Origin of the sequence: Wolbachia endosymbiont (group B) of Ischnura elegans (assembly GCF_947251585.1) — a bacterium.
Lineage (GTDB): Bacteria > Pseudomonadota > Alphaproteobacteria > Rickettsiales > Anaplasmataceae > Wolbachia.
Map to the genome: position 1 here is coordinate 2019505 of NZ_OX366371.1, position 17395 is coordinate 2036899.

A 17395-nucleotide genomic window follows, 5' to 3' on the forward strand; every position below is an offset into this window, starting at 1 on the left:
TATGGAGGGATTATGAATTTATCAAATATTATTACTGGCATTGATATTAGCAAAAATAAACTAGATATCCATATTCATCCACTTGGACATCATAAAGTATTTGAAAATAACGTTCAAGCTATTGATCAAATAATCGACTTTTTGCGTTTACATAACGTAACCAAAGTTCGACTTGAAGCAACTGGTGGGTACGAAAAATTATGTGCTTATACTTTATTAAGCCATGGTTTTGAAGTATATGTCATTCAACCAAGATGGGTGAGAGATTATGCAAAAAGCCTTGGTATTGCTACTAAAACTGATAAAATAGACTGTAGCATCATCTCACGTTATGTTAGTAATACAGACATGCGTGTCACTCCTTTAAAAGTTAGTAGTATTGACTGTTTGAAGCAAAAATTATCTCGCAGGAATCAACTAGTAGAAATAGCAAAAATACAAAAAACCCAAGCTCATCAAGTAACCGATTTATCTATAATCAAACAAATGGAAGAGCTACTTGCAGTTTTACAAAATCAAATTCAAGTCTTAGAAGATGAGGTAATGGAATTAGTCGATAAAAATCAAGAGCTTAAAAAAAAGTACATGTCAATAACTAGTATACCTGGTGTAGGTGCAATAACAGCTATTACTTTTATTTGTTATCTACCCGAGCTTGGAACTCTCCAACATAAAGAAATATCCAGCCTTTCCGGAGTTGCACCTTTTAATCGAGATAGTGGTTTTAGTAAGGGAAAAAGGTGTATTCAGGGTGGTAGATCACAAATTAGAAAGGTTTTACATATGTGCATTCTTAGTGCGCAAAGGTACAATTCTTATATAAAAATCTTCTTTGATAGGCTATACAATCAATATAAAAAACCATATAAAGTTACCTCTACTGCTGCAATGAGAAAATTACTTATCCTTGCTAACTCTTTAGTAAGAGACGGTAGACTGTTTACTGAGGAGTATAGCCCTAAAACTGCTTCTATATAGCAATAGCATAGCTGTGAATAAGTACGCCCACACAAATTTTAAGTACTTATTCACAGCTACATCAATTTTTCTATTGACTTTTAACACAACTGCTACAATGTCCTCTTTGCAACCTGTACTCAGTTACAATTGGCTTAATTTCTGGCAACTCTGCCTTCTGATGAATAATTTCATCTTCTAAAGTAATCTTACCTCCACACATACAAATTGTATCAATTGTGCATCTCACTACCTCGTCTGCAGCCATTAATTCACGCTTATGCACCTTATGTCCTGGCTGACCTCCTGGTTTTTTATCACTTTTCTTTTTTGCTTTCTTACGATATATATCTCGTGATGGTGGCAGCGATGAATTTTGCGAATTTAAGCCCAATTTGTCTTCTAATTCAACTATTTTTGCTTTCAAGCTATCATTTTCTCTGATCAGTGCTTTTATTTCTTCCTTGAGATTAGCGTTTTCTGCTACAACCTTTTCTTGCAGCACTGTTGTCATTTACCCATTCCATATTTAGCTTCCTATCTCTTTACACTTTTATACTTACTTTGTAAACCACCTTATCTCCGTGAACGGTTACGTTTGAGAAACGTAGCTATAAAAACCGCAGGTACCAGTTGTTTTTTATTAGCTAAAGTAAAGGTCAAATATCTGGAATTCTGGACATAAAATCCCCCTGTAAAAAAGATTAGAAAAAAATGCAGCGCACATATGACAGAAATTAAGTATACACTGAAGAGGATACGCTACATTTTTTTATGAGTTTAATAAAAAAGGTCTGCAGACAAAGATAGATTTTTGAGCTCTAAAAATATCTATAATTGTAATTATAATTGGATTCAAAATACGCGGAAGTAATTTTTTGTGTCCGCTTAGCAGGGTGGCAAAATAAGATAGACAGATACATTTTTGCATCAAAACGCTCTTCAAATGTATCAATCCATTCCTTTCCCTTCTTCACTAACTCGTTCAGCACTTGAACTATCTAATTTAGGGCTTGGTTCTATTTTCTGAACTTTCTCATTAACCTTTTTTTTCCACCTCCTCTATTTTATTATTACCAATTGCCATAATTGCAGATTGAAGTTTATCTATAAGATCATCAAATGGTTTTTGATCATCTAGATGAGTACTGATGCCCTTTTCCAGAAGTTTGCTCATATCATCTTCTGAAAATTTTTTAATGGTTCCATCTTTTATTAATTCCTTTATGGCCATTAATTGCTCTTTGTTTTGAAGCATTTTTACCATTTTTAGATTATTAGAAAGATTGTTTTTAGTTTCATCTTCTCCAATTCCTTCTCGCTTTTGTGCCGTATCAATTTCTATAATACGCCCAGACAAGTCATTTTTGAACTTATCAAAATTATTCTCTCTTGCTTGAATTATAGGTAATTTATCTATTAAATCCTTATATGAACTTTTCACTGCTTTTCCTGCATCAATCGCACCTTCTTTTATTTTTTCCCCTGCCTTTCCTATACCTATTCCTACATAACGTGCTCCAATAGCCACAAGCGCTATTAATGTGGCAAGCACAATAAGCGGAGAAAATGCTGCTCCTAATACCATTACAGCAGAAGCCATTCCAATTTTTTCATTTGCAGATGCTGATTTAAAATAATTGACTAGATTGTCCAGCGGACCTTTATTATTATTTATAATATTACTTATTGCTTCACGCTCAACAGATTGTAGCGCCTTTTCTATTATCTTTGGCACGACATCTTCTGGCATTAAATTCTCAAGCGCTTCTTCAATGAATTTTGTAAATAATTCTTTATTTATGGCTTTTTCTAGACCCTGGCTATTAATTACTAACTTAAGCTCATATATATCTATCTTATCAACTGTGTCACTTATCTTACTCAATAACGCTTTTTTTCCTCTGATGAAGATTTTACAATGCCTCCTATTATATTTGAAATAGCTTTTCTTAGTTCCTGATGGTCAATTTGAGCGTCAAAAAATTCATCATCATCTTCTTCAAGGGCCATATCAAACTCCATTAACTACAAATATACCTAATTATATATACTAATTATTAATTATGTTATAATTGACATAAAATAATTACTCCTTTCCAAATATGGAATTTGTATTACAATACCTAGATTATATGAAATCAAGGTATTTTATGGGTGAGAAAAAATTAAGAGCCGCTGTGGTTTTATCAGGATGCGGCCACCTCGACGGCACAGAGGTGAGAGAAGCAGTCTTAACTCTGCTTGTGTTTGATCAGCAGGAAGTTGAAGTCACGTGCTTTGCTCCTGATGTTGATATCACACAAGTTATGAATCACAAAACAAAAGAAGCAGTAAAAGAAAAAAGGAATGTACTTGTAGAATCAGCAAGAATTGCAAGAGGTGAGATAAATGATTTAAGAGAAGCTAAAGCTGAAAATTTTGACATGCTAGTCGTACCTGGTGGATATGGAGTTGCGAAAAATTTATCTGACTTAGCTGAAAATAAAACAGTAATGCCTGAGTTTGAAAGATTAGTCTCAGAGTTCTTTGTTGCAAAAAAGCCAATAGGAACTATATGTATATCTCCAGCCATTATTGTTTTAATTTTAAGTAGCAAGATAGGTAAAGAAGAAAGTAAGATTAAGGTAACTATAGGAAACGACAAAGACCAGTTGATAGAGAAGCTCGGCGGCGAACATATAACATGCGATACAAAGCTATCAATAGAAGACGAAAAGCATAATATATTTTCCTGCTCTGCTTATATGCGTAGTGATGAAAGTACACACTCTGTATATCAAGGAATAAAACACATGATTGACAGTATGGTGAAAAAAATTAATAAAAAAACCAAACAACCATTTCTCTAAAGTGTAGTTTCTTATACAATTAATTATGTTATACTTCCAGTTGCATTATTGCTGTAGCCAAAGTAATCTATAGTTGCTTATTAATGATGAATTGTATTTAGTATATAAATTTAGTTCTTTTTTTTATAGATTTAAATATGTTAGATCTTTTTTATATTAAAAGTGAGTGTTGTGTAGATGGTCAGTGTGATACTTATGCAGGAGAAGTGAGTATTAATGATGTCATGTTGGGCAAGTTTAGCCTAAATTCATACAGTGGGAAAAAAGCTATAATAAATCTAGACATCGTTACATTCGATATCCATATTGCCATGGATGACCAAGATGGAAGGACAATAACAAGAGACCTCAAGGGTCCTGAATTTGTAATTAAAGATGACGGTTCCTGGTATATTAATAAGAATCTTGGTAATGATAAATTTGAAATTATAGTAAAGCAGTCATGATATGAAACATAGTGAGCGGAGCTTACTTTTTAGCAATGTTTACATACTTACTTAAAAAATGGAGATTATCTTAGCTGAACCACGCGGTTTCTGTGCAGGGGTTAAAAGAGCTGTAGACATATTAGCAATCACTTTAGAGAAATACAAAAATGAACGCCAAGTTTATGTACTACACGAAATCGTTCATAATAAGTATATAGTAGAGGACTTCAAGAAACAAGGAGTGGTTTTTGTAAGCAGCATAGAAGACATTAAAGACAATAGAGGAATATTGATCTTTAGCGCACATGGAGTGTCGAAAAGTATAGAGGATGAGGCAAAAAGAAAGGGTGTTCAAGTGATTGATGCAACATGTCCATTAGTTAGCAAAGTACATAAAGAGGCAAAAAGGTATGAGGATAGTGGTAAAGAATTAATTCTAATTGGACATGAAAATCATCCAGAAGTTAAAGGAATTATAGGAAGAGTAAGTAATCCTATATCTCTAGTGCAAACTATGCAAGACGTATACAATTTACAAATCAAAGATCCAGATAATTTATCTTATGTAACACAAACCACGTTAAGTATTGACGATACCAAAGAAATTATTGCTACACTGAAGCTCAGATTTCCAAGCATTACAGGCCCCGACTTAAAAGATATATGCTATGCAACACAAAATAGGCAGAACGCTGTTAAAAAATTGGCTAAAATTACAGACGTAGTGTTAATTGTAGGAAGCGAAAACAGTTCAAATTCAAACCGTTTATTAGACCTGTGCATTTCCACAGGAAAAAGAGCCTATTTGATTGATAATTATAAATGTATGAACAAAAATTGGTTGCAGGGCGCAGAAAAAATAGGAATTACTGCAGGTGCTTCTGCTCCTGATATATTAGTTGATGAGCTAGTAAATTACTTAAAAATAAATATGAATACAAAAGTTTCAGTCATGCCAGATGGATTCACTGAAAATGTTCAGTTCAAGTATACTAAATGGTAATGTGCAACAACTTGCGTCAAATCAAGTCTTTAGCTCAATTCAATTTTCAGTCTGTTGGAGAATAAAATATCAAGCTGAGATATAATTAATCCTCGTTTGTCAGGTTAAGTTGTGTCTAGCACAAATATAAAAAACCTTCATCATACAAAAGGGTTAATATTACTACTAATTTTATCAAAAACTTATAATATAAGTAATATTGTCATCTAATGTTTAATGAATTTCAATAAATTACCTTTTTAATTCTAGATGAGTATACACTTTGTTAATATGTTTGGGTCAAAACCCAAAAGTAAGTTTATGCTTTCTATAGGAAAAGAAGGCACAATGTTACTATATTTTAAAAATGATACTTTAAATAAAAGATATTTTGCTAAGGACAAAAATAATAAAGTTGTTTCTGACTTAATTTCATGTCTCTCATCAGATAAAAAAGCACCCTTATATCTGGTTCTCAATCACACTGATCAGAACTATTTGCTACAGTCTATCCCAAGAGTAAATAGGATTAGTGCTTATCTATCAGCAAAAACAAAAGTAGAGCATTTTGCTCATAATAACGATATAAATTCTATTCTCTTGGTCGAAAAGCCGAATAAATTTAATCAAAACTGGTGGTATCTATTTGTTTCATCAAAAGCAAATCATTTAATAGAATATTGGTTGGACGTGTTTGTTGAAATAGGCTCTAACTTTAAAGGAATATTAATGTTTCCTATAGAACTAGTCAGTATAGCAAAAAAGATTCTACACAAAGATCCTAGTAACTGGAAAATTATAGTTGCTGCAACTAAAACAGGTGGCTATAGACAAGTGGTTCTTAAAGAGAACAAAATGATATTTACACGTTTAATACCATTTACTAATGATAATTTACCAGGAATCATTGCTGGTGAAATATATCAGGAAGTGAAAAATACAATTCAATCTTTAACTAAGTTTGGATTTGAAAAAAATGACCCTATCGACCTTTGCATCATAGTATCAGAAGCTATTAAATCTAGTTTATCAGTTATAAATTTTTCAGAGAATAGTGTGAACATATTGACTCCATATGAGCTAGGTAAACTATTGGGAGCAGAATTAGCTATATGCGAAAAAGATAGCTTTTGTGATACTACAATTTTGTTCCATAGCTTTAAGAATAAGCCAATAAATATTTTTAACACAAAAGAAACTAAAGAATTTTATCTATTTAATTATCTTTATTTAAATTCTCCTCAAATTTTTCTATACCTACTCTTGGTTTTAGTTGTAATTAACGCCTTTTGTTTGCGAAATTTGTATTCAAATTTTAATGTTGCTGATAATTTATCTGCAAAGCGGAGTGCTTTAAATAACAAACTAATAAAACTTAGCCAAAGCTATAATGTAAAAAAGATAGATGAAGTTTACGATTTTATTAATATCAATAATATTTTATCAAAAATAGAGTACTCTCCTCTCACACAAGTTAAGTATGTAGAAAAGCTAAAAGTACCAGATGTAGAGCTTCAATTATTTGAGTGGAATTATAATGAGGCAAAAAGTTATATTACCACAACTTTAAGGTTTAATTTTCAATCTGGTAAAGACATTTCTTATCAATACGAGAAACTACAGAAAAATTTAAACGATAATTTCCGTACTCATGATATTAGTATTTCTAGCTTACCTACTACTAAAGAGAAAAATCTATCTATTGATGTTGAAATAGGAGAGGCAATGTAGATTGATGACTATCTCTCAACTAAAAAGAAAAGCTACAATTCAGTGCATATATTACTTATTGTTATCTATTGTATTAATAGGGTTATCAACGTGTTTTATTATCTATAACAAAAAGGTTTATAATAAAAATCAAACTGCAGCTGAGGAAATACGCTCTATTAATTTACAGATCATTGAAATTCAAAAGAAAGAAGTCGTTCTAAATAAAAACCTAGATTTATGGAAAAGAATTTCTTCTTCAAACTTACATAGTAGCAGATACATTACAAATTTAAATTTTGAGCTTAACAAGCTATATAAAAAACACTACATGTTAGAACCTGAAATATCAATTTCTATACCTGAAGAAGCTGAACTCCACAATAAAAGTGAACATACAAAAGTAATAAGAAGTGAAGTGGTTCTAAGTTTAAGCTCAATTAGCGATAAGCATATTTTTTTATTTCTACAGTCTATTCCAAATCTTCCTGGTTATGTTATGATCAGATCTCTTACCTTGAATAAGCAGAGAAATATAGATGCTAAAGTTATAAACCAGATTTTAAGTGGTAATATGATAGAGATAGTGAGAGCTAATATAGTTTTTGATTGGTATACCATATTAAGTAGATGAATATAAAGTTGTTTTTTATTTTTACGCTGCTATTTTTTAATGTTAGTGCATATTGCAATTGCGAAGATCTTGTAGAAAATATAGGGATTTGTAAAAAATATTCTTGCCAACAGCATATTAGTAATGAAGATTTTATTGAGCATAAAATATTAGGGTTAAATAGTGAAAATTTATGTGTATATATAGAAAGACAAGGCAATGATGAAATGGTCTGTCATCATTCTAATGATGGAATGATTATAGAAAAGAAGTACTTAAAAAGTATTTTAAAACTTGGAAATCAAGAAATAAATGACTTCATTGATATAGCAAATTTGCGTGCGAAGGAGTGTTTTTTTATCAACAATTATTATATAGATCGAGACGATATAATAAAAGAGGCAGCAGAGAGTACTTTATCGCAATATGGTAGCATAAAAAGCATTTTTTTTGATGAAGAGCAGGTTAATAGAATAGTTAGTGAGATGGAAAAGTTTAACTTACAGTCTTCAGGAGTTACAGAGGAAGAAAATTTCAATTGTAAAGTAGTCAGTTTAGATTCAATTTTATACTTTTCCCCCGATACATGGAAAATATGGGTAAATGGAAAGTTGTTTATAAATACTAAGGATTTAAAAGTGCACTCAGTAACTGAAAATTATGTAACTTTTTCATGGGCTGTAAACCAAAAGATAACAAAAGAACGGATAAGCAATTCTAAAAATGTACATTTTGGACATGGAGGTATTATGTTTACGCTTTATCCAGAACAAAAATTTGATTTAGATAGTTTATCTATTAAATAATCTAATACATCTGCGCTTGTAGCTCAGTTGGATAGAGCGTTGCCCTCCGGAGGCAAAGGTCGTGGGTTCGAATCCCTCCAAGCGCGTTTTTAATTAAATTTGACAATAATACTCTCACATAAGATAATAAAGAGATTTATTTTAAAGCATAATTATGTCTAGTGGTACTATAAATAAAGTCATATTAGTTGGTAATCTAGGAAAAGATCCTGAAATTAGGACTACACAAAATGGAAAAGAGATGGCAAGTTTTTCGATAGCCACATCTGAAAGTTGGACTGACAAATTTTCTGGTACGCGCTCTGAAAAGACAGAATGGCATAATATTGTAATTTTTAGTGAAGGATTAGTAAAAATTGTTAAGGATTTTGCGCGCAAAGGTAGTAAAGTTTACGTTGAAGGTTCTCTGAGAACTAGAAAATGGACTGACCAAAATGGTAGCGAAAGGTATACGACAGAGGTGGTGCTATATAACTTTAATAGTGCCCTTACCCTTTTAGATTCACGAAACAGTATGTCAAACTCTGATTACAAGCCAAGTGAATACAAACAAAATGAAACAGAACAAAAAGATAAACACGGAAGTTTTGACAACGATATAAAAGACGAACTAATCGATGATGAAATACCATTTTAATAACTTCAATTGAAATCTACATTTTTATGGACTGCTTGTGTTACTCCTTTTAATTGCAGTGGAGATAGTATAGATTACCAAAGCTTGCAGCGTTTACTAACAATGCAAGCTGAAGCTGAAAATGGTGTAGTGTTGCTAGGTAGCACAGGTGAAAGCTTATCACTTACTGATTCTGAAAAGCGCACATTAGTTGAATTTGTATGTGAGCTAAAATTAAATACAAAAATTATAATTGGTGTACCAGGAGTGAATCTATATCAGACTCTTGAATGGCTTGATTTTTGCAAGGGTATGCCTATTCATGGCTATCTAATGACAACTCCCATTTATGCAAAGCCTGGAATCATGGGGCAAACTTTATGGTTTGAAAAGCTGCTTGAAAAAGCACATGTGCCAGCCATGCTTTACAATATTCCATCAAGAGCAGGAGTGAGTCTTCACGCTGAAACTGTACGCAACTTATCCAGCCACGAAAAATTTTGGGCTATCAAAGATTCAAGTGGCACCGTTGATACTTTAACTCAGTATAAGAAAGTTGCACCAAATATTGAGGTCTTTTGCGGAGATGATAATATGATACCCGATATGGCTGCTAAGGGTGCGGCTGGTCTGGTTTCTGTTGCTGCCAATGTTTGGCCACGTGTAGTACATGAATATGTTAAGCAATGCATGAGTGGCGAGAACCCTCAGGCAGACAGTTGGCAACAAGCTTGCAAAACTCTATTTACTGCCAGCAATCCAATACCTACTAAAGCACTCTTGCATGACATTGGGCTTATAGAACACAAAACTGTTCGTCTACCACTAAGCACAGAAGACTTGCCTTCTATTGAAACATTGAGGCAAGCTAATAAAATGATTCTTGGATGGGAAAATCAACTAGCTATGCAGGATGGCTTTGTTGCATAGCTAGTGTTGGTTGAGGTTATTGTAAGGAGAAAAGCTTATGGTTACTAACGCATTTTGTTGTAAAATAGGCATTTTTCAAACAAGTATAACTTATGCCACAAAAAATGAGAGTAAGTAACCAAAGAGAATATAATGAGTTTCTAAAAAAAAGAGGAAATGTTTTTCATTTTGTTAATCAAGCCATAGAAAATTGGTATGAAAATAGTCCAAAAGTTGCAGGTGGCAATAACACTTATAGTGATAAAGTTGTAATTTTAATACACATAATAGTTCATCTTTTTAGAATTGGCTTGAGACAAGCTGTAGGTTTTGTAAAAGGTTATATGGTACAAATAGGCAAAAAACTTAAGATTATCAGCTATACACAAGCTTCCAGAAGATTTAAAAAGCTTAATTTGAAGATTGATGACCATAGAAGCAATAAAGATGATCTGGAAAATGTTGAAATTGCCGTAGATAGCACTAGAGTTAGTATCTACAATAATAACGGTGGGCATAGTAAGCTTAATATTCGAAAAAGAAAATACAGTGGTTATGGTCAAGTAAGAAAATTACATGTTATTTTAAACATAAATGATAAGAAAGCAATAAGCATGAACTACACTAGTGGTGTTGCTGTAGACTATTTGCCGGTCTGCGATATGTTAGAAGAAGTCAGTGATAAATATAACATTTGTTCTATTCGAGCAGATGCGGCTTATGATATAAAAAGTGTGTATAAAGAATGCAGAAAATACAATATTGTGCCTATTATTCGCCCTAGGAAGGATACTAAAATTTGTTTAGCTGACTACTTATCAGAAAGAAACAAGTATATTAGTAGAATTAGGTCATATGAGAATTATGAAGATGGTATTAATGAATGGAAGAAAAAAGTTAAGTATGGAGCACGGTCTTATATTGAAGTCTTTTTCTATAGGTTGAAGCAAATATTTGGGTTTGGCTTGAAAAATAAATCAGAGGTAAATCGTGAAAAAGAGCTGTTAATTAAGTGCTACTTACTGAACAAATTTACTGATATTGGTATGGCTAAATTTAAATTAGCTGCGTAAGTTCATTGTGATTTACATGCCTATCAGTGCTATGCAACAAAGCCGACCGGGATGGATCATTGAGATTCTCCAATGCTTTAGCTAAAGTTATATAGTTATATATACTTGTCCTGTTGTTATAAGGTGTCCCTAATTTATAAATTTTAGGAGTTAATTGAGAAACTTGATCGAAATTCATTATTAAAGTTTCATTTGCATTATGCATAGCGCCTCCAATTTTACATAATAAACTTAAGATAAAATATCCTAATTTTAGGATAGGTATATAATCTATCAAGTCAATAGTTAAACTAAAAAATTTTGATTATAATTTACTATGTATAAAATACGCTCTTAAACTATGCTGAAAATAGTCATAATAGGCCTTCCAAATGCAGGCAAGTCAACTCTATTTAATAGGCTAGTAAGAAGAAAAGCAGCGGTAGTTAGTGACATTCCAGGAGTAACGAGAGATAGGCGTGAAGGAATTGGAAGAATTAGTGATTTAGAGTTTAAAGTTATAGATACAGGAGGATGGAATGACCAAACCAGTTTTTCACTACAAGTTATTGAACAAATAGAGTTTTCTTTATTAAGCGCAGATGTAATTTTTTTTCTTGTTGATGCAAAAGTGCAAAACGAGCAGAACAAAGAGTTTGCAAAGTGGCTGAAGAGAAAAACGAACAAACCTGTAATACTAATAGCAAACAAATGCGAAAGTCATAAATCGGAAAATGTTGATTATTTGCAGTTCTTCAACTTCATAGGTCCGGTGTATATCTCAGCCGAACATAATCTTGGTATGATTGATCTTTATGATGTATTAGCTGGTGTTATTGAAGATTTCAACAAAAAAACTGAGCTGCCTGAAAGTGAGTCCATTAGACTGAGGATTGCAATCATCGGTCGCCCAAACGTTGGAAAATCAACTTTTTTAAACAGTTTACTTGCAGAAAATAGACTAATAGTAAGCTCAAAACCTGGTACCACGCGTGACTCTGTGGATATTTCATACGACCATAATGGGAAATTAATCACTCTCATCGATACTGCGGGAATCCGCAGAAAGGCAAATGTTGTTGATAACTTAGAATCAAGATTTGTTGAAAAAAGTATAGAGTCAATAAAGCGCTCTCATGTAGTGATTTTAATGCTAGATTCCTTGCTTGGCGTTGAGCAGCAGGATTTATCAATTGCTGAAGCTGCAATTAAAGGGGGGAAGGGAATTATCATTGTTTTAAATAAGTGGGATTTAATAGGTAAGGATGACAGAAGTAAGTTAATAAAATTTGTCAAACAACAGGAAGTGACTCGGTTATTTTTGGAAGTGCCAACTGTAACAATTTCTGCATTGAAAGGTATGCGCTGTGGTGATGTGATAGATAAGTGTCTTGAAGTGAGTGAATCCTTAAACAAGAAGATCAGCACTGCAAAACTGAATAATTGGCTAATAGATGCTGTGGAAAAACATTCTCACCCACTTATAAAAGGTAGAGCAATTAAAATGAAGTATATTGCTCAAATTGGCACCAAACCTCCAGCTTTTTCTTTGGTATGCAACGTCCCGGAAAGTGTTGATGAGAGTTATAAACGTTATTTGACTAATGGTCTTAGAAAAAACTTCTTTGTTGAAGGCGTACCAGTCAGATTGCTTTTGAAAAAGAATAAGAATCCCTATGTAAAGTAGGTAATCTTGTTTTATTAATAATATAGTTTTTTATCGTAACCGTTCACGGAGATAAGGTGGTTTACAAAGTAAGTATAAAAGTGTAAAGAGATAGGAAGCTAAATATGGAATGGGTAAATGACAACAGTGCTGCAAGAAAAGGTTGTAGCAGAAAACGCTAATCTCAAGGAAGAAATAAAAGCACTGATCAGAGAAAATGATAGCTTGAAAGCAAAAATAGTTGAATTAGAAGACAAATTGGGCTTAAATTCGCAAAATTCTCATCGCTGCCACCATCACGAGATATATATCGTAAGAAAGCAAAAAAGAAAAGTGATAAAAAACCAGGAGGTCAGCCAGGACATAAGGTGCATAAGCGTGAATTAATGGCTGCAGACGAGGTAGTGAGATGCACAATTGATACAATTTGTATGTGTGGAGGTAAGATTACTTTAGAAGATGAAATTATTCATCAGAAGGCAGAGTTGCCAGAAATTAAGCCAATTGTAACTGAGTACAGGTTGCAAAGAGGACATTGTAGCAGTTGTGTTAAAAGTCAATAGAAAAATTGATGTAGCTGTGAATAAGTACTTAAAATTTGTGTGGGCGTACTTATTCACAGCTATGCTATTGCTATATAGAAGCAGTTTTAGGGCTATACTCCTCAGTAAACAGTCTACCGTCTCTTACTAAAGAGTTAGCAAGGATAAGTAATTTTCTCATTGCAGCAGTAGAGGTAACTTTATATGGTTTTTTATATTGATTGTATAGCCTATCAAAGAAGATTTTTATATAAGAATTGTACCTTTGCGCACTAAGAATGCACATATGTAAAACCTTTCTAATTTGTGATCTACCACCCTGAATACACCTTTTTCCCTTACTAAAACCACTATCTCGATTAAAAGGTGCAACTCCGGAAAGGCTGGATATTTCTTTATGTTGGAGAGTTCCAAGCTCGGGTAGATAACAAATAAAAGTAATAGCTGTTATTGCACCTACACCAGGTATACTAGTTATTGACATGTACTTTTTTTTAAGCTCTTGATTTTTATCGACTAATTCCATTACCTCATCTTCTAAGACTTGAATTTGATTTTGTAAAACTGCAAGTAGCTCTTCCATTTGTTTGATTATAGATAAATCGGTTACTTGATGAGCTTGGGTTTTTTGTATTTTTGCTATTTCTACTAGTTGATTCCGTAACCGTTCACGCAATGGCGTCAACTTAAGAGCCTTCATTAGCAGACTCTCCTAAAGACATGATGGCGTTTAGGCTTATCAACTTTGTCCATTCACGGTATAAGAAAGTAGTTTACAAAAATTGCATAATTAGTATAAAAAACAATAAACTAGATAGATGAGGGGTTGATGATAGAGGTGCTACAAGAAAAGATTGTGGTATTGGAGTCAGAAGTTGGTACTCTGAAAGCAGAGAATGATAAGTTAAGGACAAAAATAATTGAGCTAGAGGATAAGCTGGGTTTAAATTCAAAAAATTCATCGCTGCCACCATCGCAAGATGTATATCGCAAAAAGACAAAAAAGAAGAGCGATAAAAAACCAGGCGGGCAGCCAGGACATGAAGCGCACAAGCGGGAATTGATGGTAGCAGATGAGGTGGTAAAATGTTCAATTGATACAATTTGCATGTGTGGAAGCCAAGTTATTTTAGAAGAAGAAACTGTGCATCAAAAGGTTGAATTGCCAAAAATTAAACCGATAGTGACTGAATATAGGCTACAAAAAGGCTACTGTAAGGCGTGTAAGAAAAGGATCTCAGCTAGTCTGCCTGAAGGTGTGACAAGGGATCTTTTAGGAGCTAATGCAAAAGCAGTAATTAGCAGTTTTAGTGGATTTTTTATCAATTCAAAAAGGGAAGTACAGCAAATTTTGAGCAGCATATTTAATCTGAATATAAGCCTAGGTTTGGTATCAAAGACCGAGGGTAGAGTATCAGAAAAATGTATATCTGAATACGAAAAAATAAGAGAAGAGCTACGGAAAAGCAAGTATTTACATATAGATGAAACAAGCCATAGGAACCAGGGAAAGAAAGGTTGGAGTTGGGTAGTAACGAATAAAACAGCAACACTTATGAAGTTAGTTGGATCTCGCGGAAAGAAGATATTAAAAGGGCTATTGCCAGAGTATGATGGAATAGTTATAAGCGATAGGTATGCTGCGTATAATTACTTTAATCGTGAAAACAGACAGATATGCTGGGCCCATTTAGCAAGGGACTTTGAAAGGTTTTTTTACAGTAAAAATGTTGAAGTGAGCAGAATTGGCGCAGCATTAAAATCGCTGAGCAACAGGGTATTTGTGGTAGATAGAGCACGTAAACAAAACCTGATAGACAATTTAAGATTTTTCCGGTTAATGAGGAAGATTCGAAAAAGGGTGAAACATTTTTTGCGAGAGATAACAAGGGTTGCAAAAGGAACTCAGGCCTCGAGAATGGCTGCCAATATACTACGTTCTGAAGATATGATGTGGAGATTCGTGCGCAATCCTGATCTGATCGAGACAACCAATAACCTTGCAGAACGTCAGGCTAGACGGTACGTCATTTATCGTAAAAATAGTTTTTTCACTTGGTCAGAACGTGGAGAAAAGTTCATTGAAAGAATGCTTTCGATATTTTTGACTGCACGTTTGAATGATCAGAATCCTGTCCAGAAACTACAGAATTTAGTCGCTATTCCTGCCTAATTGGGAATATTCCGTGAACGGTTACTTTTTATCTTATTAATATTATTAACAAATAAACAATATTACTTAAATAAGTAGTTGATAAGTTAATATTATATAGTAAAATATTAACTTATTTAGTGCTTTTGCTATGAATTATAAAGGACAAGATTTAAGGCCTGGATCTCCACATACTTTCACGGTTGATACACCTTTAGTATTTCAGTGGCTTCCAAGGCGATATGGATATCCGATCCCAGAAAAATATTTGGAGAGATTGAGCGAATGGGCAAAAAGAGAAGATACGCGTGTAGTGAAGTTAGTAATAAATGGATCTGGTTTTACTCCTACGCAACGTAAAGAGTTGGAGAATAAAATATCAAACAGAGAGTTTAACCCAAACAAAAACATAGAGCTTATAGACTTTAATGAGCTGGATTTAGGAGAGTATGAATTTAGCTTTCACTTACAAACAGATAAGAAAACAGAACTATCTAAATGTCCTTTATACACTGTATCTCAATATTTCAAAGATCTATACTCTATTCCAGAAAGTAAAAGATTATCTTTTGGTGTTGAGATAGACAGTATGCGTATATTTATGTTGTTGGTATTGAAATCTCCTATGATCTATTTTGATTTTGATATTTTACCTAAGGAAGACAAAAAACTTGGTGAGATTCAGGCTAGCCAGGGCTTTTTGGTTGCTGAAAATGACAAGACAGGTCACGACTATGACGGTATAACAAATATTGAGAATGCTATAGTTGCTGTAAGTGATGCTGGTAAAGTAAAGGTTACGGAATTTTATAATGAGATAAAGCATAGATTTCAAAAGTATTATCCTACTCTCCGATCATCACCGCATCACATTTATACACTAATGGAAAATATTGTATATAACAGTCCTATTAATGAGGTTCTTCCTACTTCTGATTATACAAGTCTTAGCGAACATCTTAATAGATTACAAGAAGAGAAAAGATTGCTTATAAAAGAAACATTTGGGTTTAAAACCAATGGAGGAGAAGTTGATATTCAATATGACAATAGCTGGACGAAAAACAAGGATGAATTGTATACTAAAGAAGAGATTGCAAGAATAGATAGTGATACTAGGGTTGTAACTAGTATGCAAACTAAATCAGTATCTAGCTGTGAATACATGCATAGAGGCTAGATAAAAAAGTTATAGAGTGATATGTGTCGCTTTATAATTATATAGAACATTATTAAACAAAAGTTGACTTTTTCGGTTGTTGTGGTAATTCGTTAATTATGTCAGATATAAATAACAGTTCTACAATCTTTTTGCTGTCAAGTGCCGCTGCTCTGATTTTTGCATATGTGCTAGAGTATTTCTTCAATATGCTACCATGCAAGTTATGCATATACGAGCGAGTAGTTTACTATGTTACAGGGCTACTTGCAGTTGCGTACATGTTCAAAGACAACAAAATCCTAATCTATGCGATGTTTTGCAGCTATCTCATTGGTGCAATAATATCTTTTTATCATGTAGGTTTTGAACTCCACTTATTTCATGATGTTTTAGGCTGTACAGAGCAAGCAAGTGGTAACGTTAGCATAGAAGAGCTAAGAAATAATCTATTAAACCCTAACTACTCTCCGTCTTGTGACAGACCTCATTATATTTTTGGTGTTTCGTTAGCAACATGGAATCTTATTTATCTTATAGTAGCTCTATTCTTATCAGGTAAAATGTATTATGGAGAAAGAAATAAGGTACAACAGTAACTGGTATAGACGCTGTACTTGTGCGTTACTTGGTGCTGTCCGTAATTTAAAAATTTGGCAAGTCACACCCACTGATTCTTGCACAGCTGTACGAACATTATGGTTCAGCATGCCAGTGCCCTCTTTCTTGTCATCCGAGTAGCTGAAACTGGAAGTGCAGCTATCATCCAAATAACCTTTCATTGTTATGAAAGCAGCCTATTTCTTGTCATCCCAGTGCCCAGATACTGGGATTCAGTTTGTCCATAGTCTCACCAAAAACGTTGTATTTTAGCATAATTTTGTGCTCAATATGCTTATTTGTAGTAAAGATTTCAGCATCAAGTGCTGGCCTGAAGCTTTAGCTATAAAT

19 protein-coding genes, 1 tRNA gene and 1 pseudogene are annotated in these 17395 nt (G+C 33.3%); 17 read left to right on the plus strand and 4 right to left on the minus strand.

Annotation, left to right across the window (positions count from 1 at the left end; all coding sequences use genetic code 11):
* Positions 1 to 12: 12 nt before the first annotated feature.
* Positions 13 to 978, plus strand: a complete 966-nt coding sequence (locus tag OPR58_RS10380; RefSeq protein WP_265022277.1) for an IS110 family RNA-guided transposase — start codon at positions 13 to 15, stop codon at positions 976 to 978.
* A gap of 70 nt (positions 979 to 1048) precedes the next feature.
* On the opposite strand, the gene OPR58_RS10385 is transcribed toward OPR58_RS10380, so the two are convergent.
* The 3 genes from OPR58_RS10385 to OPR58_RS10395 all read right to left on the minus strand — a co-directional run bounded on the left by OPR58_RS10385 (position 1049) and on the right by OPR58_RS10395 (position 2970).
* Positions 1049 to 1471 carry a DUF6444 domain-containing protein gene (locus OPR58_RS10385; RefSeq protein WP_265022563.1) on the minus strand — a complete coding sequence of 141 codons (423 nt, stop codon included), beginning with the start codon at positions 1469 to 1471 and terminating at the stop codon, positions 1049 to 1051.
* 525 nt (positions 1472 to 1996) lie between these two features.
* Entirely contained in the window at positions 1997 to 2845 is an 849-nt protein-coding gene (locus tag OPR58_RS10390; RefSeq protein WP_265022636.1) for a hypothetical protein, read from the minus strand.
* Positions 2842 to 2970, minus strand: a complete 129-nt coding sequence (locus OPR58_RS10395) for a hypothetical protein (RefSeq protein WP_265022637.1) — start codon at positions 2968 to 2970, stop codon at positions 2842 to 2844. The genes OPR58_RS10390 and OPR58_RS10395 overlap by 4 nt, the downstream gene beginning before the upstream one ends.
* Positions 2971 to 3110: 140 nt before the next feature.
* Between OPR58_RS10395 and elbB the strand changes: the two genes are divergently transcribed.
* The 13 genes from elbB (at position 3111) to OPR58_RS10460 (ending at position 13154) form a co-directional block, all read left to right on the plus strand.
* Positions 3111 to 3809 (plus strand): isoprenoid biosynthesis glyoxalase ElbB, encoded by a 699-nt coding sequence (gene elbB / locus OPR58_RS10400; RefSeq protein WP_264730332.1) that lies wholly within the window; start codon positions 3111 to 3113, stop codon positions 3807 to 3809.
* A 137-nt stretch (positions 3810 to 3946) separates the two neighbouring features.
* Positions 3947 to 4255 (plus strand): hypothetical protein, encoded by a 309-nt coding sequence (locus OPR58_RS10405; RefSeq protein WP_264730331.1) that lies wholly within the window; start codon positions 3947 to 3949, stop codon positions 4253 to 4255.
* A gap of 58 nt (positions 4256 to 4313) precedes the next feature.
* Entirely contained in the window at positions 4314 to 5240 is a 927-nt protein-coding gene (gene ispH / locus OPR58_RS10410) for a 4-hydroxy-3-methylbut-2-enyl diphosphate reductase (RefSeq protein ID WP_265022638.1), read from the plus strand.
* A 270-nt stretch (positions 5241 to 5510) separates the two neighbouring features.
* Positions 5511 to 6950: a hypothetical protein gene (locus OPR58_RS10415; protein WP_265022639.1), complete on the plus strand. Its 1440-nt coding sequence runs from the start codon at positions 5511 to 5513 to the stop codon at positions 6948 to 6950.
* Between the two features lie 4 nt (positions 6951 to 6954).
* A complete protein-coding gene (locus tag OPR58_RS10420) occupies positions 6955 to 7563 on the plus strand; it encodes a hypothetical protein (protein WP_264376092.1) in 609 nt (202 codons plus the stop codon).
* The gene (locus OPR58_RS10425) at positions 7560 to 8348 is read left to right on the plus strand and encodes a hypothetical protein (protein ID WP_265022641.1); all 789 of its coding nucleotides are present in this window, start codon (positions 7560 to 7562) and stop codon (positions 8346 to 8348) included. Before OPR58_RS10420 ends, OPR58_RS10425 begins: the two co-directional genes overlap by 4 nt.
* Positions 8349 to 8360: 12 nt before the next feature.
* Positions 8361 to 8434: transfer RNA gene (locus OPR58_RS10430), tRNA-Arg, on the plus strand.
* A gap of 68 nt (positions 8435 to 8502) precedes the next feature.
* On the plus strand, positions 8503 to 8985 hold the full coding sequence (gene ssb, locus OPR58_RS10435) for a single-stranded DNA-binding protein (RefSeq protein ID WP_006014313.1): 483 nt from the start codon (positions 8503 to 8505) through the stop codon (positions 8983 to 8985).
* A 9-nt stretch (positions 8986 to 8994) separates the two neighbouring features.
* Positions 8995 to 9894 (plus strand): 4-hydroxy-tetrahydrodipicolinate synthase, encoded by a 900-nt coding sequence (gene dapA / locus OPR58_RS10440; RefSeq protein ID WP_265022642.1) that lies wholly within the window; start codon positions 8995 to 8997, stop codon positions 9892 to 9894.
* A gap of 92 nt (positions 9895 to 9986) precedes the next feature.
* Positions 9987 to 10946, plus strand: a complete 960-nt coding sequence (locus OPR58_RS10445; RefSeq protein ID WP_265022212.1) for an IS5 family transposase — start codon at positions 9987 to 9989, stop codon at positions 10944 to 10946.
* A gap of 340 nt (positions 10947 to 11286) precedes the next feature.
* On the plus strand, positions 11287 to 12612 hold the full coding sequence (gene der / locus OPR58_RS10450; protein ID WP_064085773.1) for a ribosome biogenesis GTPase Der: 1326 nt from the start codon (positions 11287 to 11289) through the stop codon (positions 12610 to 12612).
* Between the two features lie 117 nt (positions 12613 to 12729).
* Positions 12730 to 12978 carry a DUF6444 domain-containing protein gene (locus tag OPR58_RS10455; protein WP_265022268.1) on the plus strand — a complete coding sequence of 83 codons (249 nt, stop codon included), beginning with the start codon at positions 12730 to 12732 and terminating at the stop codon, positions 12976 to 12978.
* Positions 12978 to 13154, plus strand: a complete 177-nt coding sequence (locus OPR58_RS10460; RefSeq protein WP_406846499.1) for an IS66 family transposase zinc-finger binding domain-containing protein — start codon at positions 12978 to 12980, stop codon at positions 13152 to 13154. The genes OPR58_RS10455 and OPR58_RS10460 overlap by 1 nt, the downstream gene beginning before the upstream one ends.
* 70 nt (positions 13155 to 13224) lie before the next feature.
* Here OPR58_RS10460 and OPR58_RS10465 read toward each other — a convergent pair.
* Positions 13225 to 13791: pseudogene (locus tag OPR58_RS10465) on the minus strand (transposase); the annotation flags it as partial.
* 171 nt (positions 13792 to 13962) lie between these two features.
* On the opposite strand from OPR58_RS10465, the gene tnpC reads away from it, so the two are divergent.
* From tnpC to OPR58_RS10480, 3 genes are all read left to right on the plus strand, one after another.
* Positions 13963 to 15306 (plus strand): IS66 family transposase, encoded by a 1344-nt coding sequence (gene tnpC, locus OPR58_RS10470; protein WP_265022247.1) that lies wholly within the window; start codon positions 13963 to 13965, stop codon positions 15304 to 15306.
* A gap of 130 nt (positions 15307 to 15436) precedes the next feature.
* Positions 15437 to 16465, plus strand: a complete 1029-nt coding sequence (locus OPR58_RS10475; protein ID WP_264336458.1) for a hypothetical protein — start codon at positions 15437 to 15439, stop codon at positions 16463 to 16465.
* A 98-nt stretch (positions 16466 to 16563) separates the two neighbouring features.
* Positions 16564 to 17043, plus strand: a complete 480-nt coding sequence (locus OPR58_RS10480) for a disulfide bond formation protein B (RefSeq protein WP_265022644.1) — start codon at positions 16564 to 16566, stop codon at positions 17041 to 17043.
* The last annotated feature ends 352 nt before the right edge of the window (positions 17044 to 17395 follow it).